The sequence below is a fragment of the Kitasatospora sp. NPDC097605 genome (assembly GCF_040302725.1).
Taxonomy (GTDB): Bacteria; Actinomycetota; Actinomycetes; order Streptomycetales; family Streptomycetaceae; genus Kitasatospora.
The window spans coordinates 1-26,038 of the sequence record NZ_JBEOSF010000015.1 but is presented as its reverse complement, the minus strand read 5'-3'; the positions used below and the strand labels follow the sequence as shown (position 1 = coordinate 26,038).

The 26,038-nt window shown below is 75.3% G+C and carries 18 protein-coding genes; 14 read left to right on the top strand and 4 right to left on the bottom strand.

Annotation, left to right across the window (positions count from 1 at the left end):
* Window positions 1-84: 84 nt before the first annotated feature.
* The 4 genes from ABTX81_RS18575 (at window position 85) to ABTX81_RS18560 (ending at window position 8,677) form a co-directional block, all read left to right on the top strand.
* Window positions 85-441: an MGMT family protein gene (locus ABTX81_RS18575; protein WP_350546730.1), complete on the top strand. Its 357-nt coding sequence runs from the start codon at window positions 85-87 to the stop codon at window positions 439-441.
* A 30-nt stretch (window positions 442-471) separates the two neighbouring features.
* The gene (locus ABTX81_RS18570) at window positions 472-3,912 is read left to right on the top strand and encodes an ATP-dependent helicase (protein ID WP_502892803.1); all 3,441 of its coding nucleotides are present in this window, start codon (window positions 472-474) and stop codon (window positions 3,910-3,912) included.
* A gap of 96 nt (window positions 3,913-4,008) precedes the next feature.
* The gene (locus ABTX81_RS18565; RefSeq protein WP_350546725.1) at window positions 4,009-7,221 is read left to right on the top strand and encodes an ATP-dependent helicase; all 3,213 of its coding nucleotides are present in this window, start codon (window positions 4,009-4,011) and stop codon (window positions 7,219-7,221) included.
* A 190-nt stretch (window positions 7,222-7,411) separates the two neighbouring features.
* Window positions 7,412-8,677, top strand: a complete 1,266-nt coding sequence (locus ABTX81_RS18560; protein ID WP_350546723.1) for a PP2C family protein-serine/threonine phosphatase — start codon at window positions 7,412-7,414, stop codon at window positions 8,675-8,677.
* 16 nt (window positions 8,678-8,693) lie between these two features.
* On the opposite strand, the gene ABTX81_RS18555 is transcribed toward ABTX81_RS18560, so the two are convergent.
* Window positions 8,694-9,665: an endonuclease/exonuclease/phosphatase family protein gene (locus tag ABTX81_RS18555; RefSeq protein WP_350546721.1), complete on the bottom strand. Its 972-nt coding sequence runs from the start codon at window positions 9,663-9,665 to the stop codon at window positions 8,694-8,696.
* Window positions 9,666-9,799: 134 nt separating this feature from the next.
* Between ABTX81_RS18555 and ABTX81_RS18550 the strand changes: the two genes are divergently transcribed.
* The 6 genes from ABTX81_RS18550 to ABTX81_RS18525 all read left to right on the top strand — a co-directional run bounded on the left by ABTX81_RS18550 (window position 9,800) and on the right by ABTX81_RS18525 (window position 17,903).
* The gene (locus ABTX81_RS18550; protein ID WP_350546719.1) at window positions 9,800-10,435 is read left to right on the top strand and encodes a PadR family transcriptional regulator; all 636 of its coding nucleotides are present in this window, start codon (window positions 9,800-9,802) and stop codon (window positions 10,433-10,435) included.
* Window positions 10,436-10,528: 93 nt separating this feature from the next.
* Window positions 10,529-11,302, top strand: a complete 774-nt coding sequence (locus ABTX81_RS18545; RefSeq protein ID WP_350546717.1) for an ABC transporter ATP-binding protein — start codon at window positions 10,529-10,531, stop codon at window positions 11,300-11,302.
* Complete coding sequence (locus tag ABTX81_RS18540; protein WP_350546715.1) at window positions 11,299-14,181, top strand: FtsX-like permease family protein; 2,883 nt, start codon at window positions 11,299-11,301, stop codon at window positions 14,179-14,181. Before ABTX81_RS18545 ends, ABTX81_RS18540 begins: the two co-directional genes overlap by 4 nt.
* 136 nt (window positions 14,182-14,317) lie before the next feature.
* Entirely contained in the window at window positions 14,318-15,730 is a 1,413-nt protein-coding gene (locus tag ABTX81_RS18535) for a dipeptidase (protein ID WP_350546713.1), read from the top strand.
* Window positions 15,731-15,860: 130 nt separating this feature from the next.
* Window positions 15,861-16,811: an NAD(+) diphosphatase gene (gene nudC, locus ABTX81_RS18530; protein WP_350546710.1), complete on the top strand. Its 951-nt coding sequence runs from the start codon at window positions 15,861-15,863 to the stop codon at window positions 16,809-16,811.
* A gap of 237 nt (window positions 16,812-17,048) precedes the next feature.
* Entirely contained in the window at window positions 17,049-17,903 is an 855-nt protein-coding gene (locus ABTX81_RS18525; RefSeq protein ID WP_350546707.1) for a GntR family transcriptional regulator, read from the top strand.
* 92 nt (window positions 17,904-17,995) lie between these two features.
* Here ABTX81_RS18525 and ABTX81_RS18520 read toward each other — a convergent pair whose 3' ends face one another.
* The gene (locus ABTX81_RS18520; RefSeq protein ID WP_344345785.1) at window positions 17,996-18,253 is read right to left on the bottom strand and encodes a mycoredoxin; all 258 of its coding nucleotides are present in this window, start codon (window positions 18,251-18,253) and stop codon (window positions 17,996-17,998) included.
* 264 nt (window positions 18,254-18,517) lie between these two features.
* Between ABTX81_RS18520 and ABTX81_RS18515 the strand changes: the two genes are divergently transcribed.
* The 4 genes from ABTX81_RS18515 to ABTX81_RS39665 all read left to right on the top strand — a co-directional run bounded on the left by ABTX81_RS18515 (window position 18,518) and on the right by ABTX81_RS39665 (window position 22,467).
* Window positions 18,518-20,782, top strand: coding sequence for an ATP-dependent DNA helicase UvrD2 (locus ABTX81_RS18515; protein WP_502892802.1), 2,265 nt, complete (start codon window positions 18,518-18,520; stop codon window positions 20,780-20,782).
* A 279-nt stretch (window positions 20,783-21,061) separates the two neighbouring features.
* Complete coding sequence (locus tag ABTX81_RS18510; RefSeq protein ID WP_350546698.1) at window positions 21,062-21,538, top strand: hypothetical protein; 477 nt, start codon at window positions 21,062-21,064, stop codon at window positions 21,536-21,538.
* 168 nt (window positions 21,539-21,706) lie between these two features.
* Window positions 21,707-22,072 (top strand): WhiB family transcriptional regulator, encoded by a 366-nt coding sequence (locus ABTX81_RS18505; protein WP_502892801.1) that lies wholly within the window; start codon window positions 21,707-21,709, stop codon window positions 22,070-22,072.
* Between the two features lie 149 nt (window positions 22,073-22,221).
* Window positions 22,222-22,467 carry a putative WhiB-interacting protein gene (locus ABTX81_RS39665; protein ID WP_376092170.1) on the top strand — a complete coding sequence of 82 codons (246 nt, stop codon included), beginning with the start codon at window positions 22,222-22,224 and terminating at the stop codon, window positions 22,465-22,467.
* A gap of 103 nt (window positions 22,468-22,570) precedes the next feature.
* Here ABTX81_RS39665 and ABTX81_RS18495 read toward each other — a convergent pair whose 3' ends face one another.
* Together ABTX81_RS18495 and ABTX81_RS18490 are read right to left on the bottom strand one after the other, a co-directional pair.
* Window positions 22,571-24,037, bottom strand: coding sequence for an ABC1 kinase family protein (locus ABTX81_RS18495; protein ID WP_350546692.1), 1,467 nt, complete (start codon window positions 24,035-24,037; stop codon window positions 22,571-22,573).
* A gap of 134 nt (window positions 24,038-24,171) precedes the next feature.
* Window positions 24,172-25,716: an FAD-binding oxidoreductase gene (locus ABTX81_RS18490; RefSeq protein WP_350546689.1), complete on the bottom strand. Its 1,545-nt coding sequence runs from the start codon at window positions 25,714-25,716 to the stop codon at window positions 24,172-24,174.
* Between the last annotated feature and the right edge of the window lie 322 nt (window positions 25,717-26,038).

The window sequence follows — 26,038 nt, the reverse complement described above, 5'->3', positions numbered from 1 at the left end:
CTCGGCGCCCCGCGCTGGACAGGGGCCGGATCGGGCGCGGCGGATCACCCGCACCGGGCCCGCGGGCCGGCCCGATGCGGAAGAATGCCGCAGGTGACGGACGCCCCCGACGACGCCGGCCACGGCGAGCTGCCGCCCTTCGCCGAACTGGTGCTCGACCTGACCGAGCGGATTCCACCCGGCCGGGTGATGACCTACGGAGACGTCGCCGAGTACCTCGGCCAGGGCGGCCCCCGCCAGGTCGGCCGGGTGATGGCCCTGTACGGCGGCGCCGTTCCCTGGTGGCGGGTGATCCGCGCCGACGGCCGCCTGCTGCCCGGCCACGAGCACCGCGCCCTGGCCCACTACGGCGAGGAGGGCACCCCGCTGCGCGACCTCGCCGACCCGCCCCGGGTCGACCTGCGGCGCGCCCGCTGGGACGGCCGGCCCGCCGGGGAGTGAGGATCCGCGGAACCCCGTGCGCGGACGGGAATGACGGGGCAGGATCGTAGGCTCGATACGGCGGGCCCCTCGGCGGGGTCCGCCCGCAGTTGCCCGAGCACGACCCCCAGGACGTCCGTGAGCTCCCCCTACCGTCTGGTGCGCAGCCCCCTGGTGCCGCCCGCCCCGCCCGAACTCGACGCCTACCAGCGCGCCGTGGTCGAGCACGCGGGCGGCCCGCTGCTGGTGCTCGCCGGGCCGGGCACCGGGAAGACCACCACCCTCGTCGAGGCCGTCGCCCGGCGGATCGAGGACGGCGCCGACCCCGAGCGGATCCTCGTCCTCACCTTCAGCCGCAAGGCCGCCATGGAACTGCGCGACCGGATGGCCGGCCGGCTCTCCGCCACCGCCGCCGGCTCCCGCGCCGCCGCCCCGCAGGCCACCACCTTCCACTCCTTCTGCTACGCCCTGCTGCGCGCCCACCAGGACCCGGCCGACTACGCCGAGCCGCTGCGCCTGCTCTCCGGCCCCGAGCAGGACGTCATGGTCCGCGAACTGCTCGCCGGCGGCGCCGAGGACGCCCGGCGCGGCCGCTCCCGGATCGCCTGGCCGCTCGACCTGCGCGCCTGCCTCACCACCCGCGGCTTCGCCGACGAGGTCCGCGCCGTGCTCGCCCGCAGCCGCGAGCTCGGCCTCGGCGAGGCCGAGCTGGCCCGCTTCGCCGAGGGCGTCCAGCGCCCCGACTGGGCCGCCGCCGCCCACTTCCTCGCCGACTACCTCGACGTCCTGGACCTGCGCGGCGTCCTCGACTACGCCGAACTGGTGCACCGCGCCGTCCTGCTCGCCGACCGCCCCGAGGTCGAGCGGAGCCTGCGCGAGCGCTACGACGCCGTCTTCGTCGACGAGTACCAGGACACCGACCCCGCGCAGGTCCGGCTGCTGCGCCGGCTCGCCGGCGGCGGGCGCGAACTGGTCGCCGTCGGCGACCCCGACCAGTCCATCTACGCGTTCCGCGGCGCCGACATCAACGGCATCCTGGAGTTCCCGCAGACCTTCCGGCACGCCGACGGCCGCCCCGCCGAGGTCAAGGTGCTGCGGGTCTCCCGCCGCTCCGGCGCCGTGCTGCTCGCCGCCGCCCGCGAACTCACCCGCCGGATGCCGATGGGCCGGCTGCCCGCCGACAAGCTCGCCCAGCACCGCGCCCCGCTGCCGGTCCGCGAGGGCGGCCGGGTCGAGGTCTACACCTACCCGACGCCCGGCGCCGAGCTGGACTCGATCGCCGACCTGCTGCGCCGCGCCCACCTGGAGGACGGCGTGCCGTGGGGCGAGATGGCGGTGCTGGTCCGGGCCGGCGCCCGGTCCATCCCCGGCGTGCGGCGGGCGCTCGGCGCGGCCGGCGTCCCGCTGGAGATCGACGGCGACGACCTGCCGCTGCGCGAGGAGCCGGCCGTCGCGCAACTGCTGCTCGCCCTGCGGGTCTGCGCCGAGCAGGCCCTGCGCGACCGGCAGGAGAGCGAGGGCCTCGACGGCGGCCCCGACCCGCTCACCACCGACCACGCGCACGCCCTGCTCACCGGACCGCTCGGCGGGCTCGACGGCGCCGACCTGCGCCGCCTCGGCCGCACCCTGCGCGAGGAGGAGCGGGCCGCCCTGCGCGAGGAGGCCGCGCACGGCGACGGCGCGCCCGCCGCCGTGCCCCGCCCGGCCGGCGAGCTGCTGCGCGAGGCCCTCGCCGAACCGGAGCGCCTCGCCGTCCTCGACGCCCCGTACGCCCGCCGCGCCCACGACCTCGGCACCCTGCTGCGCAAGGTCCGCGAGGCGCTGGCCGGCGGCTGCACCGCCGAGGACGCCCTGTGGCAGCTGTGGGAGGGCTCCCGCCGCTGGCGCGAGCGGCTGGAGCGGGCCGCCCTGCGCGGCGGCGCCGGCGGCCGCAACGCCGACCGCGACCTCGACGCGGTCTGCGCCCTGTTCGAGACCGCCGCCCGGGCCGAGGAGCAGGTCACCGGCCACCGCGGCGCCCTCGACCTGCTCGCCGAACTGGAGGCCCAGGACATCGCCGCCGACACCCTCACCGTGCGCACCGTGCGCCCCGAGGCCGTCCGGCTGATGACCGCCCACCGCGCCAAGGGCCTGGAATGGCGCCTGGTCGTCGTCGCCGGCGTCCAGGACGGCCTCTGGCCCGACCTGCGCCGCCGCGGCTCCCTGCTGGAGGCCGACCGGATCGGCCGCGACGGCCTCGCCGAACCGCTCACCCCCACCGCGCTGCTCGCCGAGGAGCGCCGCCTCTTCTACGTCGCCGCCACCCGCGCCAGGGACCGGCTCGTCGTCACCGCCGTCAAGGCCCCCGCCGACGACGGCGACCAGCCGTCCCGCTTCCTGCGCGAGCTCTACCGCGAGGACCTCGACCCCAGGACCGGCCGCGTCCTGCGGCGCACCCCGCAGGTCACCGTCGAGGACGTCACCCACCGCCCGCGCCGCCCGCTCGCCGTGCCCGCGCTGGTCGCCGAGCTGCGCGCGGTCACCGTCGACCCCGCCCGCTCGCCCGAACTGCGCCGCGCCGCCGCCGAACGGCTCGCCACCCTCGCCCTCGCCACCGACGACGAGCAGCGCCCGCTGGTGCCCGCCGCCCGCCCGGAGAGCTGGTGGGGCCTGGACGACGCGACCGCCGCCCCCGACCCGCTGCGCTCCGCCGACCTGCCGGTGCGGCTGTCCGGCAGCGGCCTGGAACAGCTGGAGGACTGCTCGCTGCAGTGGTTCCTCGACAAGGAGGTCAAGGCCCGCGGCACCTCCTCCGCCGCGCAGGGCTTCGGCAACGTCGTGCACGCCCTCGCCGACGAGGTCGGCTCCGGGCGCACCCCCGCCGACCTGGCCGTCCTGATGGAACGCCTGGACACCGTCTGGGACGCGCTGGCCTTCGACGCGCCGTGGAAGTCCCAGCAGGAGAAGACCGAGGCCCGCGCCGCCCTGGAGCGCTTCCTCACCTGGCACGTGATGGCCCGCGGCCGCGAGGTGGTCGCCACCGAGCACGGCTTCGACGTCACCCTCGACGCCGGCGGCGTCCAGGTGCGCATCCGCGGCTCGATGGACCGCGTCGAGAAGGACGAGGCCGGCCGCGCCTACGTCGTCGACTTCAAGACCGGCAAGCAGGCGCCCACCGACAAGTCCCTGCCCGAGCACAAGCAGCTCGCCGTCTACCAGCTCGCCGTCCGCTCCGGCGCCCTCAACGGGCTGCCCGGCTTCGACGCCGCCCCCGAGTCCGGCGGCGCCGAACTCGTCCAGCTGCGCAAGCCCGACAAGGGCGCCGCCGACGCGCCCAAGGTGCAGCGCCAGGACCCGCCCGAGGGCGAGCCGTGGATCGAGAACCTGCTCGCCGACGCCGCCGGGCGGATCCTCGCCGAACGGTTCGTCCCGCGGACCGGCGGCGGCTGCGACCGCTGCGCCTTCCGCCGCAGCTGCTCCGCCCAGCGCGACGGCGACCAGCTCGTCGAGTAGCGGAACGCCGGGTGGACGCCGGATGTGGCGGACGCGGCACGTGGCCGTCGCCACAGCGGCGCCCCGGCTGTCGGTGCCCCCGGCTACCGTGGCGTGGTGACCGCCGTGCTCAGCCATCCCGACCAGCTCAAGGAGCTGCTGGGCATCCCCTTCAACCGGGAGCAGATGGCAGCCATCGGCGCCCCGCTGCGGCCGGCCGTCATCGTCGCCGGCGCCGGCTCCGGCAAGACCACCGTGATGGCCGCCCGGGTCGTCTGGCTGGTCGGCTCCGGCGCCGTCCGCCCCGAACAGGTCCTCGGCCTCACCTTCACCAACAAGGCCGCCGGCGAGCTCGCCGAACGCGTCCGCGCCGCCCTGCACCGCGCCGGCGTGGCCGACCCCGACGGCGACGAGGCGCTCGGCGACCCCGAGATCTCCACCTACCACGCCTTCGCCGGCCGCCTCCTCAAGGAGCACGGCCTGCGCGTCGGCATCGAACCCGACACCCGGCTGCTCGCCGACGCCACCCGCTTCCAGCTCGCCGCCAAGGTGCTGCGCACCGCCCGCGGCCCCTTCCCCGCGCTCACCGGCACCTTCGCCAACCTGGTCGCCGACCTCACCGCCCTCGACGGCGAACTCGCCGAGCACCTCGTCGACCCCGCCGCGCTGCGCGCCTTCGACGAGGACCTGCTCGACACCCTCGCCGTCGCGCGGCTGAGCAACGAGGACCTGCGGGCCGTGCCCGCCACCGCCCGCGCCCGCCTGGAACTGCTGCGCCTGGTCGAGGACTACCGGCGCCGCAAGACCTCCGCCGGCCTGATGGACTTCGGCGACCAGATCGCCGCCGCCGCCCGCCTCGCCCAGCAGCGCCCCGAGGTCGGCGCCCTGCTGCGCGACCAGTACCGGGTGGTGCTGCTCGACGAGTACCAGGACACCTCCGTCGCCCAGCGCCTGATGCTCGCCGGACTCTTCGGCGCCGGCCCGGACGGCGCCGCCCCCGGCCACCCGGTCACCGCCGTCGGCGACCCCTGCCAGGCCATCTACGGCTGGCGCGGCGCCTCCGTCGCCAACCTCGACGACTTCCCCCGCCACTTCCCGAACGCCGACGCCACCCCCGCCGACCGGTACGCGCTCAGCGAGAACCGCCGCAGCGGCGGGCGGCTGCTCGCCTTCGCCAACGACCTCGCGGCGCCGCTGCGCGCCATGCACGAGGGCGTCGAGGCGCTGCGCCCCGCCCCCGGCGCCGAGTCCGACGGCCGGGTGCGGGCCGCGCTGCTGCCCACCCACGCCGAGGAGGTCGACTGGCTCGCCGACGAGATCCTCCACCTGGTGCGCACCGGCACCGCCCCCGGCCGGATCGCCGTGCTGTGCCGGGGCGGCGCGGCCTTCCCCGACGTGCACGCCGCACTGGTCGCCCGGGACGTACCGGTCGAGGTGGTCGGCCTCGGCGGGCTGCTCCACCTGCCCGAGGTCGCCGACCTGGTCGCGGTCTGCGAGGTGCTCCAGGACCCGACCGCCAACGCCGCCCTCGTCCGGCTGCTGATCGGCCCGCGCTGGCGGATCGGCCCGCGCGACCTCGCCCTGCTCGGCCGGCGCGCCGCCGAACTCGTCCGCACCGAGCGCCCCGAGGGCGTCGAGGCGCTCGCCGCCGCCGTCGCCGAGACCGACCCCACCGAGGTGGTCTCGCTCGCCGACGCCCTGGAGACCTTCCTGGACGCGCAGGACGACGACGAGCTGCCGTTCTCCGCCGAGGCCCGGCTGCGCTTCGCCCGGCTCGCCCGCGAGCTGCGCGAGCTGCGCCGCTCGCTCGCCGAACCGCTGATGGACGTGCTGCACCGGGTCCTCGCCGTCACCGGCCTGGAGGTCGAACTCGCCGCCTCCCCGCAGGCGCTGGCCGCCCGCCGCCGGGAGACCCTGCACGCCTTCCTCGACGTCGCGGCCTCCTTCGCCGACCTCGATGGCGACCCCGGCCTGGCCGCCTTCCTCGGTTTCCTGCGCGCCGCCCAGGAGCACGACCGCGGCCTGGACGCCGGCCTGCCCGGCGGCGAGGACACCGTCAAGGTCCTCACCGCGCACAAGTCCAAGGGCCTGGAGTGGGACGTCGTCGCCGTCCCCGGCCTGGTCAGGGGCGTCTTCCCGTCCTCCTCCCCGCGCGAGCGCTGGACCAGCACCAAGCGGGTCCTGCCGCACGCGCTGCGCGGCGACGCCGTCACCCTGCCCGATGTGCGCGGCGGCTGGAACGCCAAGGCGATGAAGGAGTTCAAGGCCGCCCTCGCCGAGCACTCGGCCGTCGAGGAGCTGCGCCTGGGCTACGTCGCCTTCACCCGCCCGCGCTCCCTGCTGCTCGCCTCCGGCCACTGGTGGGGGCCCAGCCAGAAGACCCCGCGCGGCCCGTCGGCCTTCCTGGAGCAGCTGCGCGGGCACACCGAGCGGCCCGGCAACGGCGAGATCGCCGTCTGGGCCGAACCGCCCGCCGACGGCGAGGAGAACCCGGCGCTCGCCGCGCCCGTCGAACGTCCCTGGCCGCTGCCGCTCGACCCGGCCGCCCAGCACGCCCGCCGCCGGGTCGCCGAGGTCGTGCACCGCCGGCTGGCCGGCGCGCCCGCCCCCGAGCCCGAGCCGATGGCCCCCGAGGACCGCCGGCTGGTGGAGTCCTGGGACCGCGACCTGAACGCGCTGCTCGGCGAGTTGGAGCGCTCCCGCAGCCGGGTGCGCCAGGTGCCGCTGCCCGCCTCGCTCTCCGCCACCCAGCTGATGCGCCTGGCCGCCGACCCGGACGGCTTCGCGCACGACCTCGCCCGCCCGATGCCCCGCCCGCCGCAGCCCGCCGCCCGGCGCGGCACCCGCTTCCACGCCTGGGTGCAGTCCCGGATCGAACCGCTGATGCTGATCGGCCCCGGCGCGCTGCCCGGCGCCGACGACGACGGCATCGAGGACGAGCGGGACCTCGAACGCCTCAAGGAGGCCTTCCTGCGCACCCCGTACGCGCACCGCGAGCCGCTGCGGGTCGAAGCGCCGTTCCACCTGGTGCTGGCGGGCCGGGTGGTGCGCGGCCGGATCGACGCGGTCTACCGCGAGGGTGACGACGGGTCAGAATTCGGCGGCGCGTCACGCTACGAAGTGGTGGACTGGAAGACGCACCGCGAGGAGACCGCCGACCCGCTCCAACTCGCCGTCTACCGGCTGGCGTGGGCCGAACAGGCGGGCGTCCCCCTGGAGCAGGTCACGGCGTCGTTCCTGTACGTCCGCAGCGGCCGGATCGAACAACCCGCAGGACTTCCCGGTCGAAAAGAGTTGGAACGGCTCCTGATCGGGAACAGTGAAGAATGAGTCACGGAGAGCATTCAAGTCATCACGGCATCGGGCGAAACCTGTGCGTAGTGCACGTTTCGCGCATATTGTGGGGTCGGTAACCGGTCAACCCCCGAGCTCCGGCCGCCAGCGAGGCCCGCATTCCCTAACCCTCAGTCATCACCGCAGGTGCCCACGGGCATCGGCGTCTTCTGCTGGAGAACCGAAGTTGAGCGCGACCGGATGGATCAGAGATCGGTTCGCCGGGCCGGCCCCGGGGGCCGCCGCCGGCGCGACCGGCACCTGGCCGAGGACGGCACTGACACTGCCGTTCATCGGCATGGCGCTGGTCGTCGTCCTCGACTACTTCACCGACGCCGCAGTGACCGTCGAACCGGCGCTCACCGCCGTCCCGGCGCTGGCCGCCGTGGTCAGCCGCCGCACCTGGTACCCCCTCGTCATCGGCGCCTGCACCGAGGCCGCCGCGTTCCTGATGGCCTTCCGCAACGACGTGCTCGGCGAGTCCGTGCACAGCGCCACCGTCTTCGCCATCGTCCTCGTCGCCGCGATCGGCTGGGTCAGCGCCACCCTGAGGCTGCGCCAGGAGCGCCTGCTCGCCGACGCCCAGCTCGTCGCCTCCATCGCCCGGCGCGTCCTGCTGCGCCCCGTCCCCGACCGCGTCGGCACCGTGCGCGCCGCCGTCCACTACGCGGCCGCCGCCGCCCACGCCCGCATCGGCGGCGACCTCTACGAGGTCGTCAACACCCGGCACGGCGTGCGCGCCGTCGTCGGCGACGTGCGCGGCAAGGGCCTGGGCGCCGTGGAGACCGCCGCCGCCGTGCTCGGCGCCTTCCGCGAGGCCGCCCACCAGGAGGCCGCCCTCGACAAGGTCGCCGGCTGGCTCGCCGACAGCCTCGACCGCGCCCTGCACGAGAACGACCACCCCGGCGTCGAGGAGGAGTTCGTCACCCTCGTGCTCATCGGCGTGGGCCACGACGGCACCGCCGAGATCGTCAACTGCGGCCACCCCGCCCCGCTGCTGCTGCGCGGCGCCGAGGCCGCCCGTCCGCTCGAACTCGCCGAGACGGTGCCCCCGCTCGGCGTCCTCGACCCCGCCGACGTCCGCCCCCCGGTCCACCGGGTCCCGCTGCTCCCCGGCGACCGCGTCCTGCTCTTCACCGACGGCGTCATCGAGGCCCGCGACCGGTCCGGCGCCTTCTACCCGCTCGCCGAACGCCTCCCGGGCTGCGCCCACGGCGGCCCCGTCGACGTGCTGCGCCGGCTGCACGAGGACGTGGTGCGCCACGTGGGGCGCCAACTCGGCGACGACGCCGCGATGCTGCTCCTGCAGTACGAGCCCCCGCCCGCCGCCGGCCGGCCGGAGCTCGCCGCCGCGGAGCCCCTCGACCCCGCCCGCCCGCTCACCCCGCCCGTCCCCTCCGTCCCGCCCCTTCCGCTCGTGCCCCAGCAGAACGGGCACCTGTCCCGGCAGTGACCGCCCCCGGACGCCCCTAGAGCGACACCCGCACCACCAGCGGCCGGTGGTCCGACACCACCGAGCGCGGCGCGGACGCCGCGCCCACCGCGGAGCGCGGCACCCCCACCGCCAGCACGTGGTCGAACTGCACGGCCGGCCGGTGCGACGGATAGGTCGGCGTGCGCACCAGGTCCGACCAGCCCTGCAGCCGCGCCCGCGGCTCCCGGACCCGCCGCCGGCGCGGCTCCACCAGCGCCGGCCGGGCCCGGCGGGCCGTCCGCAGCTCCCGCACCCGCGCCCGCGGCGCCGACCGCTCCAACGCGCTCGCCCCGCCCAGCACCGTGCGCGGCACCGCGCCCACCAGATTGAAGTCCCCCAGCACCAGGTACGGCTGCGGCAGGTCGGCGATCCACCGGCGGATCGCCGCCAGCTGCGCCATGTTCCAGCCCGGCACGAACGACAGGTGCGCGGCCACCACCGTGAACGGGCCGTGCGCGCCCTCCAGGACGGCCGCCAGCGCGGCCCGCGGCTCGTCCGGCACCGGCGTCAGCCCGCGCCGCCCGGCCACCCGCAGCGGCAGCCCGAACGGCGCCGGCGCGAACCGGCGGGCCCGCCAGTGCCGCACCGGCAGCCGGGTCAGCAGCGCCGTGCCGTAGGAGGGCGGCGCGCCGTCACCGATCTCGGCCGGCCCGTAGACCCGGATCCCGGCGGGGGCGGAGGCCTCCGGCAGCCAGCCGGCCACCGGTGCCGGCCGGCCGTGCAGGGCGGCGGCGAAGCGCCAGTCCGTCGCGCCCATCGCGGCGGCGGCCACGGCGGCCTGGTCGGTGCCGCCGGAGCGGGCCTGGCGGCGGTCCACCTCCTGGAGCGCCAGCACATCGGCGTCCAGCGCGGCCACCGCCTGGGCGAGCGGCCCGCCGGGGTCGGCGGGGTAGGGCCGCGGGGCGCCGTCAAGCGCGAGCGGCTGACCGTGCAGCAGATTGAAGGTGGCGATGCGCAACTGGCTCACGCCCCACGACGTTACCCGCCGCCGGTGACGGCCCGGACCCCGGCCGGACCGCCGCCCCGCCCCCCCGGCGGCCGGTTGCCCGACCGGACCGTCCCGGCTTGACCCGTCGAGCATACCCGGTATACATACTCGGTATGTCCATCCGTCACGGCCTGCTCGCCCTGCTCGACCAGGGGCCGCGCTACGGCTACCAACTGAGAACCGAGTTCGAGGCGCGCACCGGCGCCACCTGGCCGCTCAACGTCGGCCAGGTCTACACCACCCTCTCCCGCCTGGAACGCGACGGCCTGGTCGTCCCCGCCGGGGAGGACGACGAGGGGCACCAGTTCTACGCCGCCACCGACGCCGGCCGCGCCGAACTGCGCGCCTGGTTCGACACCCCGGTGCCGCGCACCAACCCGCCCCGCGACGAACTCGCCATCAAGCTCGCGATGGCCGTCACCGTCCCCGGCGTCGACGTGCCCGCCGTCGTCCAGGGCCAGCGCCGGCACAGCATCAAGGCGCTCCAGGACTACACCCGCCTCAAGGCCCGCGCCCTCGCCGGCGAGAGCCGCCCCGGCGGCGCCGGCGAGCCCGGATCCGACCTCGCCTGGCTGCTCGTCCTCGAACAGCTGATCTTCCAGACCGAGGCCGAGGTCCGCTGGCTCGACCACTGCGAGACCCGCCTCGCCAAGCACGCCGAGGTCGAACAGGCCCGCGCCGCCGAGGCCCGCTCCGACGACAGCCCGCCCGCGCCCACCCGGTTCGGGCGCCGGCGCAGCAAGGCCTGACCACCCGGGGGCCACGGCCCCGTCCGAACCGCAGGAACCACCGGCCCGCCCCCGCGCGACCGCGCGGCGGGTCCCACCACAGCAGGGGGAATCGTGTCCCACACCGGTCCGAGCGGGAACGGCGCCGGCGCCGTTCTGCACCTGGACAACGTCACCCGCGTCCACGGACAGGGCGCCGCCGAGGTCCAGGCGCTGCGCGGCGTCGACCTCAAGGTCCATCCCGGCGAGTTCGTCGCCGTCATGGGCCCCTCCGGCTCCGGCAAGTCCACCCTGCTCACCCTCGCCGGCGGCCTCGACACACCCAGCACCGGGCAGGTCCTGGTCGAGGGCGTCGCCCTCGGCGGACTCAGCCGCAAGAGGCTCGCCGAGGTCCGCCGCCGCTCCGTCGGCTACGTCTTCCAGGACTACAACCTGATCCCGGCCCTCACCGCCGCCGAGAACATCTCCCTGCCGCGCGAACTCGACGGCCTCTCCACCCGCGCCGCCCGCCGCGAGGCCCTCGCCGCGCTGGAGGAACTCGGCATCCGCGAACTCGCCGACCGCTTCCCCGACGACATGTCCGGCGGCCAGCAGCAGCGCGTCGCCATCGCCCGCGCCCTGATCGGCGACCGCCGCCTCGTGCTCGCCGACGAACCCACCGGCGCCCTCGACTCCACCACCGGCGAGGCCGTCCTCGCCGTGCTGCGCGCCCGCTGCGACGCCGGCGCCGCCGCCATGATGGTCACCCACGAAGCCCGGCACGCCGCCTGGGCCGACCGCGTGGTCTTCCTGCGCGACGGCCGGATGGTCGACGAGAGCGCCAGCCAGGACGCCGGCAGCCTGCTCGTCGCCGCCGCCGCCAACGCGAAGGGCCCGGTGGGGGAGTGAAGCTCGGTTCCTGGCGGGTCGCCCTGCGCATCGCCCGCCGCGACGCCCTGCGCGCCAAGGGCCGCAGCGCCCTCGTCGTCGCCATGGTCGCGCTGCCCGTCCTCGGCGTCACCGGCGCCGACGTGTTCTTCCGCAGCGCCGAACTCGACCCCGTCGAGAAGATCGAGCGCACCATGGGCCAGGCCGACGCCTCCCTGGAGATCCTCGACCGCGGCGCCATCGTCCTGCAGACCCCCGACCCCGAAGTCGACCGCAAGATCACCACCGTCGACGACGCGAAGAAGGAGAACGGCAAGCCCGTCCTCACCCCCGAGCAGCAGCGCGGTCTCGACACCGCCCCCGCCGACCTCGCCCGGCAACTGCTGCCCGGCGCCACCCTCGTGCCGCTGCGCGAAGGCCCCTTCATCACCACCAGCACCGCCGAGGGCCTCGCCAACGTCCGGATCACCGAACTCGACCTCGCCGACCCCGTCTGGCAGGGCCGCTTCGACCTGGTCAAGGGCCGCGCCCCCAGCGCCGACCACGAGATCGCCGTCACCCAGGCCTTCCTCGACACCTCCGGGCTGAAGATCGGCGACCGCACCTCGCCCCGCGGCCTCGAAGCCACCCCGTACACCATCACCGGCGTCGCCGAGTACCCCGGCGACCTGCGCAGCGTGGGCCTGTTCGCCCGCCCCGGCGCCCTGATGGACCAGCTCGCCAGGCTGCCCGGCGCCGACTCCGGCTCGCACGGGCGCACCTCCGTCAGCGACGAGGTCAACGACTGGCTGGTCAAGATGCCGGCCGGGACCACCCTCGACTGGGCCAAGGTCGTGGAGCTCAACAAGTACGGCTTCCTGGTCGGCTCGCGCACCGTGCTCCTCGACCCGCCGCCCCGCTCCGAGGTGCCGTTCTACGTCGACCAGGACAGCCGGGGCCGCGGCAGCTCCACCCCCTTCCTCGACCGGGCCTCCGTCGTCGTCCTCGGCACCGTCATGGGCATGGCCCTGCTGGAGATCGTCCTGCTCGCCGGCCCGGCCTTCGCCGTCGGCGCCCGCCGCTCCCGCCGCCAGCTCGGCCTGCTCGCCGCGGGCGGCGGCGACCGCGCCCAGGTGCGCGCCGTCGTCCTCGGCGGCGGTGTCGTCCTCGGCCTCGCCGGCGCCGTCGTCGGCCTCGTCCTCGGCGTCGGGCTGGTCGCCCTGCTGCGCACCCGGGCCGAGGAGTTCTCCGGCGAGCGCTTCGGCCACTTCGACCTCCAGCCGCTCGACCTGCTCGGCATCGCCCTGATCGGCCTGGTCACCGGCCTGCTGGCCGCCGTCGTGCCCGCCGTCCAGGCCTCCCGGCAGGACGTCGTCGCCGCCCTCACCGGCCGCGACACCCTCAAGCCGCCCAGCAAGAAGCTCGCCCTGCTCGGCCTGCTGATGCTCGGCGGCGGCTCCGCCCTCGCCCTGCTCGGCGCCACCGGCGACTTCGGCGGCCGCTCGCTCAGCGTCCTCGGCGGCTCGGCCCTCGCCGAACTCGGCATGGTCGCCCTCTCCCCGTACCTGGTCGGACTCTTCGGCCGGCTCGGCCGCTGGCTGCCGCTCGGCCCCCGCCTCGCCCTGCGCGACTCGGTGCGCCACCGCGGCCGCACCGCTCCCGCCGTCGCCGCCGTCATGGCCGCCGTCGCCGGCTCCGTCGCCGTCGGCATCTACACCGTCAGCTCCGACGAGGAACAGCGCCGCCAGTACGTCGCCTCCGGCCCCGACCACTCCGTCGTCCTCTCGGCCGGCTGGGGCGCCGGCTCCGACGGCTCGCTGCTGCCGCAGATGCGCGGCGCCGTCCAGAACTCCGTCCCCGGGCTGGGCAGCCGCGCCGACGTCCAGCGCGTCAACTACCAGGGCGACTGCATGATCAGCCGCGACGGTGAGTGCGGCTGGGCCTCGCTCGTCATGCCCGAGGAGCGGCGCTGCCCCAACCGCGGGATCAACGCCCTGCGGATGGGGCCGGAGGAGTTCGAGCGGCTCGCCCGCGAGGACCCGCGCTGCCAGGAGGAGCGCATCTCCCGCGGCAGCCCCTTCGGCATGGTCCAGGCCGGGGACGCCGCCCTGCTGCGCAACCTCTACGACGTCACCGACCAGGCGGCCGTCCAGGCCCTCGCGGCGGGCAAGGCCATCGTCTTCGACGAGCGCTACATCAAGGACGGCAAGGCCATCCTGGAACTCACCGAGCCCAGGGACGCGAACAACCCGGAGGCCGAGCCGACGATCCACCCCGTCACCGTCGACGCCCACCTCGCCGCCGCCCCGCTGGGCCCGACCGGCCAGGTGGTGCTCAACCCCGACACCGCGAAGAGCATCGGTCTCACCACCCGCGACATCGGTTCGGTGTGGCGGCCCGACGGCCCGACCGCCGACGGCGCCGAGCAGAAGGCCCGCGCCGCGCTCGCCAGGCTCGCCGACGGCGTGCAGTTCGAGATCGAACGCGGGTACCAGTCCCCGGGCGACCTCGTGACCCTCGGCCTGACCCTGTTCGCCGGCCTGGTCGCCCTCGGCGCCGCCGGCATCGCCACCGGCCTCGCCGCCGCCGACTCCCAGCGCGACCTGACCACCCTCGCGGCGGTCGGCGCCGCGCCCCGGATCCGGCGCACCCTGTCCGGCTTCCAGTGCGGCGTCATCGCCGCCATGGGAGCCGTCCTCGGCGCCATCGCCGGCGTCGTGCCCGCGATCGCGCTGCGCAAGGTGGAAGGCGCCGCGAACGCCTACCCCGGGATGAGCCTGCAGGAACAGGAGGCCCAGGGCATCGTGGTGTTCCCGTGGCTCAACATCGGGGCCACCGTGATCCTGCTGCCGCTGCTCGCGGTGGCGCTGGCCGCGCTGCTCACCCGCTCGCGGATCTCGCTGCTGCGCCGCACCGGCTGAGCCGGTTCCGCGGCCCCGTTCCCGTCACCCCGGACGCCCCCGTGCGTCCGGGGTGACGGACGTAACAGGCCCGGGGATGCCCACCCTTCGGGACCGGGGCCGCTCGCGGGCACCCGGGCGAACTAAAGTCGTCCGTATGACGAGAACCCCGGACAGCGTCGTCCGCTCCTTCATCGATGAGCACCGGCCCGACTTCCTCGCGGACCTCGCCGACTGGCTCCGCATCCCCTCGGTGTCCGCCGACCCCGGCCGGGCCGGCGACGTGCGCCGCTCCGCCGAGTGGCTGGCGGCCAAGCTGCGCGACACCGGCTTCCCGGTGGCCGAGGTCTGGGAGACGGACGGCCTGCCGGCGGTCTTCGCCGAGTGGCCCTCCGGGGACCCGGACGCGCCGACCGTCCTCGTCTACGGCCACCACGACGTGCAGCCCGCCGCCCGGGAGGACGGCTGGGCGACCGACCCGTTCGAGCCGACCGTGGTCGGCAACCGGCTGTACGCCCGGGGCGCCGCCGACGACAAGGGCCAGGTGTTCTTCCACACCCTGGGGGTGCGCGCCCACCTGGCCGCCACCGGGCGCACCGCTCCGGCCGTCAACCTCAAGCTGCTGGTCGAGGGCGAGGAGGAGTCCGGCTCCCCGCACTTCGCCGGCCTGGTCCGCCGGGAGGCCGCCCGGCTGGCCGCCGACGTGGTGATCATCTCGGACACCGGCATGTGGTCCGAGACCACGCCGACCGTCTGCACCGGCATGCGGGGCCTGGCCGACGCCCAGATCGACCTGTACGGGCCGGACACCGACATCCACTCCGGCTCCTTCGGCGGCGCCGTGCCCAACCCGGCCACCGTCGCCGCCGAACTGGCCGCCGCCCTGCACGACGCCGACCACCGGGTCGCCGTCCCCGGCTTCTACGACGGCGTGGTCGAGCTGACCGACCGCGAGCGCGCGCTCTTCGCCGAGCTGCCCTTCGACGAGGCCGCCTGGCTGCGGACCGCCAAGTCGTACGGCACCCGCGGCGAGGCCGGCTACTCCACCCTGGAGCGGATCTGGGCCCGGCCGACCGCCGAGGTCAACGGCATCTGGGGCGGCTACACCGGCCCCGGCGGCAAGACCATCGTGCCCGCCTCGGCGCACCTGAAGCTCTCCTTCCGGCTGGTCGCCGGGCAGGAGGTCGAGAAGGTCCGCGAGGCCGTCCGCGCCTGGGTGGCCGACCGGGTGCCCGAGGGCATCCGCCACGAGCTGGTCTTCCCGGGCGCGACCCGGCCCTGCCTGACCCCGCTCGACCACCCGGCGCTGCAGTCCACCGTCCGGGCGATGGGCCGGGCCTTCGAGCAGAAGATCCTGTTCACCCGTGAGGGCGGTTCCGGTCCGGCCGCCGACCTGCAGGACGTGCTCGGCGCGCCGGTGCTGTTCCTCGGCATCTCGGTGCCCTCGGACGGCTGGCACTCGGTGGACGAGAAGGTCGAGCTGGACCTGCTGGCCAAGGGCGTCGAGACCGCCGCCTACCTGTGGGCCGACCTGGCCGAGAACTGGCGGCCGGGCGGCGGGAGCGCGTGAACCGCGGGCGGGTGCGGGCGGACCGGGGACGGGCCCGCCCCGGCCCGGCCGCCCGAGCGCACCCGACCGTGAGCCCGACCATGGACCCGACCGCGGGACCCGAACCGTCCGGAAGACTCATCACGTGGGGATGGAACAGTTGAGCACCGTGCCTGAGACCGAACGCCCGCTGCACCTGGCACTGGCCCGGGCCGGGGTGGACCGGGCGGCCCAGCACCGGTTCGACGAGCCCTGGCTGGCGGCCGCGTGGAGCCACCCGACCACCAAGGTGCTGCCGATCGCCGGCGGCGAGGCGTTCGTGGTGGACACCGGGCAGGGGACCGAGCTGGTCCTGCTGCCCTCCTTCGAGGCGCCGCAGAGCGGTGACCGGTACTTCCTCGGCACCGACGAGGACGGCGTCTCCTACTTCGCGCTGGCCGGCGAGAGCCTGCCGGGCCGGCTGGACGGCGACGCCCGTCCGGCCGGGCTGCGCGAGGTCGGCGCGCTGCTCTCCGACCGGGACGCCGGGCTGCTGGTGCACGCCGTCGCGCTGGAGCACTGGCACCGGCTGCACAGCTTCTGCTCGCGCTGCGGCCACCCGACCGAGAAGGCCGGCGCCGGGCACGTGCGGCGCTGCACCTCCTGCGCGGCCGAGCACTACCCGCGCACCGACCCGGCGGTGATCATGCTGATCACCGACGAGCGGGACCGCTGCCTGCTCGGCCGCCAGGCGCTGTGGCCGGAGGGCCGCTGGTCGACGCTGGCCGGCTTCGTCGAGCCGGGGGAGTCGATCGAGCAGGCGGTGGTGCGCGAGGTGCGGGAGGAGGCCGGGGTGGGGGTCGCCGAGGTCTCCTACGTGGCCAGCCAGCCGTGGCCGTTCCCGTCCAGCCTGATGCTGGGCTTCCTGGGCCGGGCGCACCCGGAGGACACCGAGATCACCGTGGACGGCGAGGAGCTGGCCGAGGCGCGCTGGTTCTCCCGGGAGGAGCTGCGGGCGGGCATGGCGGCGGGGGAGATCCTGCCGCCGTCGGGGATCTCGATCGCCCGGCACCTGGTCGAGCTCTGGTACGGGGAGCCGCTGCCGTCGGCGGCCCGCTGGTAATTCCGGCGGTCACGGGGCGCTCCGTGGATTCACGGGGCGCTCCGTGGATTGGGGGCGCGCGGAGTTGATCCGCGCGCCCCCGATTTCCTTTTCGAACCCGTCTCCCCAGGATGTTCGTAACCGGAGCGGCCCTGTCCAGTACGGCCCCCGGGGCTCCGGCCGGCGGAGTCACCGATCCCGGCGGACTTTGCCGCAAACGCCTGAAAGCCCCTCACCCGTCTCGCTACATTCACTCGGGTGACAATCCCCCGGGGCACCGCCCAATCCCCCAAATACCAGCGCCTCGCCGCCGACCTGCGCCGGCGGATCGCCGAAGGCGAGTTCACCACCGCGTCCGCCCTCCCGGTCGAGAGCGAACTGGAACGGCAGTACGGCGTCGCCCGCAACACCGTCCGCCTCGCCGTCGACGTCCTCGTCAACGAAGGCCGGCTGGTCCGCCTCCAGGGCAAGGGCACCTATCTGCGCGAGCACCCCGTGCTCGACCACCGCGCCTACGGGCCCGCCCCCCGCCTCGAACCGCAGGACGCCGTCCCGCGCGACTGCCTGGCCGTGCCCAGCGCCGTCTACCGGGGCGAGGCCGCCGAGAGCGGGCGCGAACTCACCGTCGACTTCGAGATGATGATCGTCCGGGCCCGCGTCGACATCGCCGAACGGCTCGGACTGCGGCCCGGCGAGGCCATCGTGGTCCGCCGCCAGCTGCGCATGCTGGACCGCGAGCCGTACTCCATCGAGGAGAGCCACTACCGGGCCGGCCTCGCCGCCGGCACCCCGCTGATGGAACCCGACCAGATCGACGGCGGCGACGAGGCGGTGCTCGCCGCCCTCGGCCGCACCGAGATCGGCGCCGTCGACCACCTCGTCGCCCGGATGCCCGGGCCCGAGGAGTCCCAGTGGTTCCAGGGCGGGCCCGGGGTGCCGCTGATGGTGCAGACCCGGGTCACCTACGACCGGCGCGGGCCCGTCCGGGTCATCGAGACCCGCTACTCCGCCGACCGCAGCCGGCTGGTCTACGGCGTCGGCGACCTCGGCGCCCGGGCCTCGCTGCCCGGGCCCGCGGCGCCCGTCGACCCGGCCCGGGCCGACGCGCCGTAGCCGCGGTGGGCGGTGCGCGCCGGCCCGGCGCCGCAGGGTTCGCGGGGGTGCCGGTCGCCGGGCCGGGCACCGGGCCGTCCCGGTGCCGGGTGTCAGGCCGCCAGGGCCTTCTTGACCTGCAGCAGGCTCGGGTTGGTCATCACGACCTGCTCGCCGCCGCCGGCCGGCTTCACCAGCACGGTCGGAACGGTCTGGTTGCCGTTGTTCACCGACTCGACGAAGGCCGCCGACGCCGGGTCCTCCTCGATGTTGATCTCGGTGTAGCCGATGCCCTCGCGCTGCAGCTGGCTCTTGAGCCGGTTGCAGTAGCCGCACCAGGTCGTGCTGTACATCGTCACGCTGCCGGACATCGAGGGGACTCCTTCGAGTAGGGGAGGGGCCTGCAGGGGGGTGCCGCGCACAGCGCGCGGCTCCGGGGGGACAACGTCCACCGCCCGGCGGTCATTCCGTACCACGACCGGCCCGGCCGCGCCGGCGCGCGCCCACCCGACCCGGCGCGAGGCGCAACACCCGCGCCCTCGCGTACCACCACCCGCCGTCCGCGTCCCGATCATCGTGCGATCACACCGCACCTGTGGACAACCCCGCCCGGGATGTCCGCGCGGACTGAGAGGATGGAACGCATGCAGGAAGACCTCTTGAGCGGCAGCCCGTTCGACGGACACCAGGACGCCCACCGCTTCGGCGACGCCGCCGCCGGCGGCCCCGACGCCGTCCTCGCCGGACTCGACCCCGAACAGCGGGCCGTCGCCACCGCCCTGCACGGTGCCGTCTGCGTCCTCGCCGGCGCCGGCACCGGCAAGACCCGCGCCATCACCCACCGCATCGCCTACGGCGTGCGCAGCGGCGTCTACCAGCCCCAGCAGGTCCTCGCCGTCACCTTCACCGCCCGCGCCGCCGGCGAGATGCGCGGCCGGCTGCGCCAGCTCGGCGCCGAGGGCGTCCAGGCCCGCACCTTCCACGCCGCCGCCCTCCGCCAGCTCCAGTACTTCTGGCCGCGCGCCGTCGGCGGACCCGTCCCCCAACTGCTCGAACGCAAGGTCCAGCTGGTCGCCGAAGCCGCCGGCCGCTGCGGCCTGCGCGTCCAGCGCACCGAACTGCGCGACCTCACCGCCGAGATCGAATGGGCCAAGGTCACCCAGACCGGCCCCGACGACTACCCCGCCGCCGTCGCCAAGTCCGGCCGCGAAGCCCCCCGCGACCCCGCCGAGACCGCCCAGGTCTACCGCGTCTACGAGGAGACCAAGAGCCGCCGCGGCAACATCGACTTCGAGGACGTCCTGCTGCTCACCGCCGCCATCCTCGAGGACCGCCCCGACATCGCCGACCAGGTCCGCGCCCAGTACCGGCACTTCACCGTCGACGAGTACCAGGACGTCTCCCCGCTCCAGCAGCGCCTGCTCGACCAGTGGACCGGCCCCGGCGGCGGCGCCAGCCTCTGCGTCGTCGGCGACGCCAGCCAGACCATCTACTCCTTCACCGGCGCCACCCCCGACTACCTGCTCGGCTTCCGCAACCGCCACCCCGACGCCACCGTCGTCAAGCTCGTCCGCGACTACCGCTCCACCCCCCAGGTCGTCCACCTCGCCAACGGACTCCTCTCCCAGGCCCGCGGCGAGGCCGCCCGCCACCGCCTCGAACTGATCTCCCAGCGCGAGGCCGGCCCCGAACCCGTCTACACCGAGTACGAGGACGAGCCCACCGAGGCCGAGACCACCGCCCGCCGGATCAAGGACCTGCTCGCCGCCGGCGTGCGCGCCAGCGAGATCGCCGTCCTCTTCCGCACCAACGGCCAGTCCGAGGTCTACGAGCAGGCCCTCGCCGACCTCGGCGTCCCCTACCAGCTCAAGGGCGCCGAACGGTTCTTCGAACGCCCCGAGGTCCGCGACGCCGGTGTCCTGCTGCGCGGCGCCGCCCGCGCCGCCTCCGACCCCGTCACCGACGGCGCCCCCGACCTCGCCGGCCAGGTCCGCGCCGTCCTCGCCACCCGCGGCTTCACCGCCGAACCCCCCGCCGGCTCCGGCGCCGTCCGCGACCGCTGGGAGTCCCTGGCCGCCCTCGTCCGGCTCGCCGAGGAGTTCGAACGCGGCCGCACCGCCGAGGGCCTGGGCACCGACCTCGCCGCCTACGTCGCCGAACTCGACGCCCGCGCCGCCGCCCAGCACGCCCCCGCCGTCGAAGGCGTCACCCTGGCCTCCCTGCACGCCGCCAAGGGCCTCGAATGGGACGCCGTCTTCCTCGTCGGCCTCACCGAGGGCACCCTGCCGATCATCTACGCCAAGACCGACGAGCAGGTCGAGGAGGAACGCCGCCTCCTCTACGTCGGCGTCACCCGCGCCCGCAAGCACCTCACCCTCTCCTGGGCGCTCTCCCGCTCCCCGGGCGGGCGCGCCTCCCGCAAGCCCAGCCGCTTCCTGGACGGGCTGCGCCCCGGCTCCAGCGCCCCCGGCAGCCGCCCCGCCGGGCGCGCCGGGCGCGGCGGCGAGGCCGGCGAGCGCTCCGCCGGGCGCCGGGTCCGCGGCCCGGTCACCTGCCGGGTCTGCGGGCGGGCCCTGACCGAGGCCGTCGAGCGCAAGCTCCGCCGCTGCGAGAGCTGCCCCTCCACCATGGACGAGGCGCTCTACGAGCGGCTGCGCGAATGGCGCGCCGCCCAGGCCCGCGAACAGGGCGCCCCCGCCTACGTCGTCTTCACCGACGCCACCCTGATGGCCATCGCCGAGGACGTCCCCGCCAACCGCCAGGAGCTCGCCGGCATCTCCGGGGTCGGCGCGATGAAGCTGGACAAATACGGGGCCGCCGTGCTCTCGTTGTGTGCGGGGGAGGAGCCCGTCAGGGATCCGGTGGACGTCATGGACGACCAGCCGGACGAACCGGCCTGAGCCGGTCCGGGGCGATCACAGCCGGCGCCGCGAGGCGCCGCGGAGACCGTCGGGAAACTCGCCGGAAAAATAGTTTGCGCGCCGTACCGGGAGCGCAATAGCCTGCCGGAGCGGTCAAGGGGACGCGATCGGACGGGGTGACGCCTGCCGCCGCACGCCCTTGCGCCCATCAGCTCGAACCAGCTCCACCAGCTTCATCAGCTTCACCGAGACAGACATCCGAACAGTTCGGAGCCCGGGAGACCAGGCTCCGCGAGACGCCGAGAGGAGGCGAATGCAGTGGAAACCATGATCACCAAAATGACTGGCCAGACCGTCGTCGCCGCCTCGCTGCGCGCCGCCAACCAGCGGCTCGCCGTCCAGCTGTGCGGAGCCGGTCTGGGTCTCGGCACCACCGGTGTCTCCGTCGTTCCCGCCTCCCCCGCCCCCGCTGTCAGTGGCCTCGGACACACTGGCCCCGGCAGCAACGGCATCCAGGGCGGCAGCCTCGACGGCACCAGTGTCGAGACTGGTCTGTCCCGCGACTGGGCGTCGGCCGATGCTTCGCGCTCCCTGCGTGATGAGCGACCGACCCAGGCATCGAAGACGGCCGTAGCCATTGCCATGCATGGCGGCTATGCGCGGGTCATCGGTGCCGGAAACACCCAGAAGCAGAACGAGCAGCAGATCAACCAGGCCATGGCCGCCTTTAACGGCGCCACGGCCATCCGGATGCGGGCCTTCCGCGGCCCCGAACCCTGGAGAGAACGAACCTGAGCCAGCCTCAGGTCGGCGCCTCCAGGGCCGCGGAACCCCACACACCGGGATCCGCGGCCCTTCTGTTTTGTCCGGTACGCAAGACCACCCAGGCCCCCCGGGGCCTCCGGCCCAGCCCCACCAGTCAGCTGAGCCGGACCCACTGAGAAGACGAGGAAGACGCCCACAGTGTCCACGGTCATCACGCCGCCCACCCCGTCCGTACCGCCGACAAGCCAGATCAAGGCCGACCAGGCCGACCCCCCGGAGGTTCTCCCCATGCAGATCACCTCGATCGACCAGGCCGAGGAGCTCGGCCTCCCCATCCCGTGCCGCGCCTTCGACCCCGAGGTCTTCTTCGCCGAGACGCCCGCCGACGTCGAGTACGCGAAGTCCCTCTGCGGCACCTGCCCGGTCAAGGACGCCTGTCTCACCGGCGCCCTCGAGCGCCGCGAGCCGTGGGGCGTCTGGGGTGGCGAGCTCTTCGTCCAGGGTGTCGTCGTGGCCCGCAAGCGGCCGCGTGGCCGCCCGCGCAAGACCGAGGTCGCGGCGTGAACCCCGCGTCCGGAGCCGGAACCGTCCGCCGGGGAGAGCAGCCCCCGCTGGACAACGCCCTCCGCCGCTCCGTACGCCTCGCCGCCGCCAAGGCCGACGCCGCCCGCATCCACCCCTTCCCGACGACGCACCACGAGCAGGACCACCACATGACCGCCGCCGCCATCGATCCGACCGTCCGCGCAGAGCAGACCACCGAACTCCAGATCCAGAACAGGACCCTCGAGATGCAACTCCTCCACGAATCCCTGGCCCGGGCGCATATGCAAGAGCGCCTCCAGGAGGCCGAGCACCAACGGCTCGTCGGCCGGCTGGCCCGGGCCCACCGGCTCAAGCGCAAGGCCGAACGCGCCTCGCTGCGGGCCCGCAAGGCCCTCGCCGTCGCCCTGATGTGACCGTGACCGGGACGCCGGTGCACTGAACCCAGGACCCCCGTCGCGCCGCAGGCCGCCCCCCGACACCGGGAGGCGGCCTGCGGCCGTTGTGGCGGACGGCGGATCAGCCCTCCGCGGACGGGCTCCGACGCCTGGCCGGGGTCGCCTTCTCGGGCGCCGCCTTCTTCGCCGCAGGGCTCTTCGCCGTCGCCTTCTTCACCGGCCCGGCCGTCCGCGCGGCCGCCCGCTTCCCCGGCGAGCCAGCCTCGGCGAACTCCGGCAGCCACTCCAGCATCTCCGCCCGGAACGGCGCCTTCGCACCCAACTGGCAGAGCACCCCGATCGTGCTCAGCGTCACCCGATGGATCAACAGGTACGACGGCGGCAGGTTCAACTGCTTGCCCAGGTTGTACGCGGGCGACCGCGGATCGGCGATCCGCGCCGCCTGCGCCCGCATCCACGCCCGGGTGAAGTGGAACGACTCCACCGCCGCCGGCTCGATGATCGGCAGCAGATAGTCCAGCACCGCGTCCGGATCCAGCTCGATCGAGGGCTTCACGAAACCCTCCTCGCGCAGCATCGTCAGCACACCCGCCGCGTCCCCGGCCAACGCCATCCGCAACGACGCCCCGATCGGCGCCGGCAACCCGCCCGGCAACCGGTCCACCGTGCCGAAGTCCAGCACCCCCAGCCGCCAGCCCTCCACCGGGCCGTCGTCCTTCAACAGCCGGAAGTTGCCCGGATGCGGATCCGCGTGCAGCAACCCCGTCCGCGACGGACCGGCGAACAGGAACCGCGCCAGCAGCCGGCCCGCCCGGTCCCGCTCCTCCTGCGAACCCGAGGCGATCACCTCGGCCAGCGGCGTGCCGCCCATCCACTCCGACACCAGCACCTGGTCCGCCTGCGCCACCACACCCGGCACCACGATCTCCGGATCGCCCGCGAACTCCTCCGCGTGACGACGCTGCGCCTGCGCCTCCAGCTCGTAGTCCAGCTCCTCGGCGACCCGCTCCCGCAGCTCCGTGATCAGCGGCTTGATGTCCAGACCCGGAATCAGCGGACCCAGCAGCCACGCCACCCGGCTCAACTGCGACAGGTCCGCCAACAGTGCGTCCCCCGCGCCCGGGTACTGCACCTTCACCGCGACCGCGCGGCCGTCGTGCCACACCGCCCGGTGCACCTGGCCGATCGAGGCGGCCGCCGCCGGCCGGTCGTCGAACTCCCGGAACAGGCTCCGCCAGTCCCCGCCCAGCCGCTGCGCCAGCGCCGCGTGCACCTTCGCGGCCGGCATCGGCGGCGCGGCGTCCTGCAGCTTGGTCAGCGCCGCCCGGTAGGGGCCGGCCACCTCCTCCGGCAGGGCGGCCTCGAAGACGGACAGCACCTGCCCGAACTTCATCGCCCCGCCCTTGAGCTCGCCCAGGACCTTGAACAGCTGGTCGGCGGTGGCCTGTTGCAGCTCGGCGGTGACCACCTCGGCCGACCGGCCGCCGATCCGCTTCCCCAGGCCCAGGGTGGCCCGGCCGGCTATCCCCAGCGGCAGGGCGGCGAGTCTTGCCGTGCGGGTCATTGCCTTGCGCGGAAGATCGCTCACCCGGGCCTCCAAGTCGACACGCCCAAGGCCCCCGGGGCGGGAGCCGACCGTCATACGCCATTGTGCCCGCTCGGCGGCGCGGCCCCGGCCGTAATCCGCCGCCCCGCCGTCCCGCCGGGGCCGCGCCGCGCGGGTCAGTCCCGGGGGTCCGGGGCCGCGCCGACGGCCTGCGGGAAGGAGAACAGGCGGTACGGGTCGTAGCGGCGCTTCACCGCGACCAGCCGCGGATAGTTCTCGCCGTAGTAGGCGTGCCGCCAGTCCGGCAGCCCGGGGTCGACGAAGTTCTGGTACGTCTCGCCGGTGGAGTGCGGGTCGAGCAGCGCGAACCCGGTGTCCGCCCAGCGGCGGGCCGCCGCCAGCGCCGCCTCGTCCGCCGGGCCGGTCGCGATCACCGCGCCGAAGCTCGCGTTGAACAGCGCACCGCGGTGGACGTACGCGGTGGCGGTGCGGGCCGGGTCGTTGGCGGCGCCGCCCAGCGCGCTCAGCTGCACCATGCGCTGCTGGCCGGCGAGCCGGTCCCGGTCGAACAGGCCGATCGCGGCGTCCCAGAGCGAGCGCGGCGGCGGTGCGTCGAACAGCCGGCCCCGGTCCACGGCGGCGGTCGGCCGGGCCAGCACCGCCGCCGGGCCGGTGCCCGCCCGGTGGCACTGGTCCTGGGTGTAGGAGCCGCAGCCGTAGAGGCCCATCATCACCGAGAGGTAGGGGGCGGTGAAGCTGTTCCCGGTGGCCGGCAGCGCGCCCACCAGGTCGGTCAACCGGGCCGTTTCGGCGGCCAGTTCGGCCTCGGTGCCGACCGAGCCGATCAGCACCGAGACGAACGGGGTCGCCCCGGGCGCGGCGTCCCGCAGGCCGACCACCGCGCCGCCGCCCAGCGTCCGCGGCGCGTCCGGCAGCCAGTGCGCCCAGCCGTCCAGCAGGTCCACCGCGTGGTCGAAGGACCAGGTGAGGCTGGCGAGGGTGAGGGTGGCCAGCGGGACGGGCGTCACCGTGTAGGAGGTGACGACGCCGAAGTTGCCGCCACCGCCGCCGCGCAGCGCCCAGTACAGGTCGTCGTGCTCGTCGGGCGAGGCGGTGACCGTCCGGCCGCCGGCGAGCACCACGCGCGCCGCGGTCACCTTGTCGCTGGATATGCCCACGTGGCGGGTCAGCAGGCCGATGCCGCCGCCCTGGAGGAAGCCGCCGAGGGAGACGGTGGGGCAGAAGCCGCCCGAGACGGCGAGCCCGTGCGGGGCGACGGCGTTGGTGACGTCGACCAGCTGGCTGCCGCCGCCGAAGGTGGCGGCCCCGGGGGTGACCGTCGCGGAGTTCAGCCGCGAGACGTCGATCACCAGGCCGGTGCCGGTGGAGTAGCCGCCGCCGCTGTGGCCGCCGGCGCGGACGGCGATCGGGAGGTCCTGGTCCTGGGCGTAGCGCAGGCAGAGGGCCACGTCGGCCTCGTCGGCGCAGTAGGCGATCGCGGCCGGCTCGACGGCGTCGAAGCGGGCCTGGCCGATCTGCTTGGCGGTGCCGTAGGCCGGGTCGCCGGGGAGGACGAGGGTGCCGTGCAGGTGGCCGGAGAGCCGGGACCAGCGTCGTCGTCGGGCCTCGGCCGCCGTGGCGACGGCGGGAACGGCGGAGACGGCGGAGAGCGGGAGGGCCAGGGCGCCGGCGGCGCCGATGAGCGATCTGCGAGTGATCATGTCGATACCTCTCGGTGAGGTCGTGCACGAGCGTTGCGATCGTTGTGCCGGCCGCCCGGGCCGCGTCGGCCGGATGGCCGACGCCACAGTAATCGCTCGCCACCCCGCCGCAACCCCCTTTCTTTCCACTCCTTTCTCCGGGGCCCCCTCCCCCCCACCCCCCACCCCGCCCCTCCTCCTCCCTCCTCCACGGCACCCTCGGGCTCCTTCGGGCACCCTCGGGCACCCTCGGGCACCCTCGGGCCCCCGCGGGGGGGGGGGGCGCGCGCCCCCCGCCGCGCGGGGGGGCGGCGCCTGGCCCACCACGCAAGCGCGGGGCGCG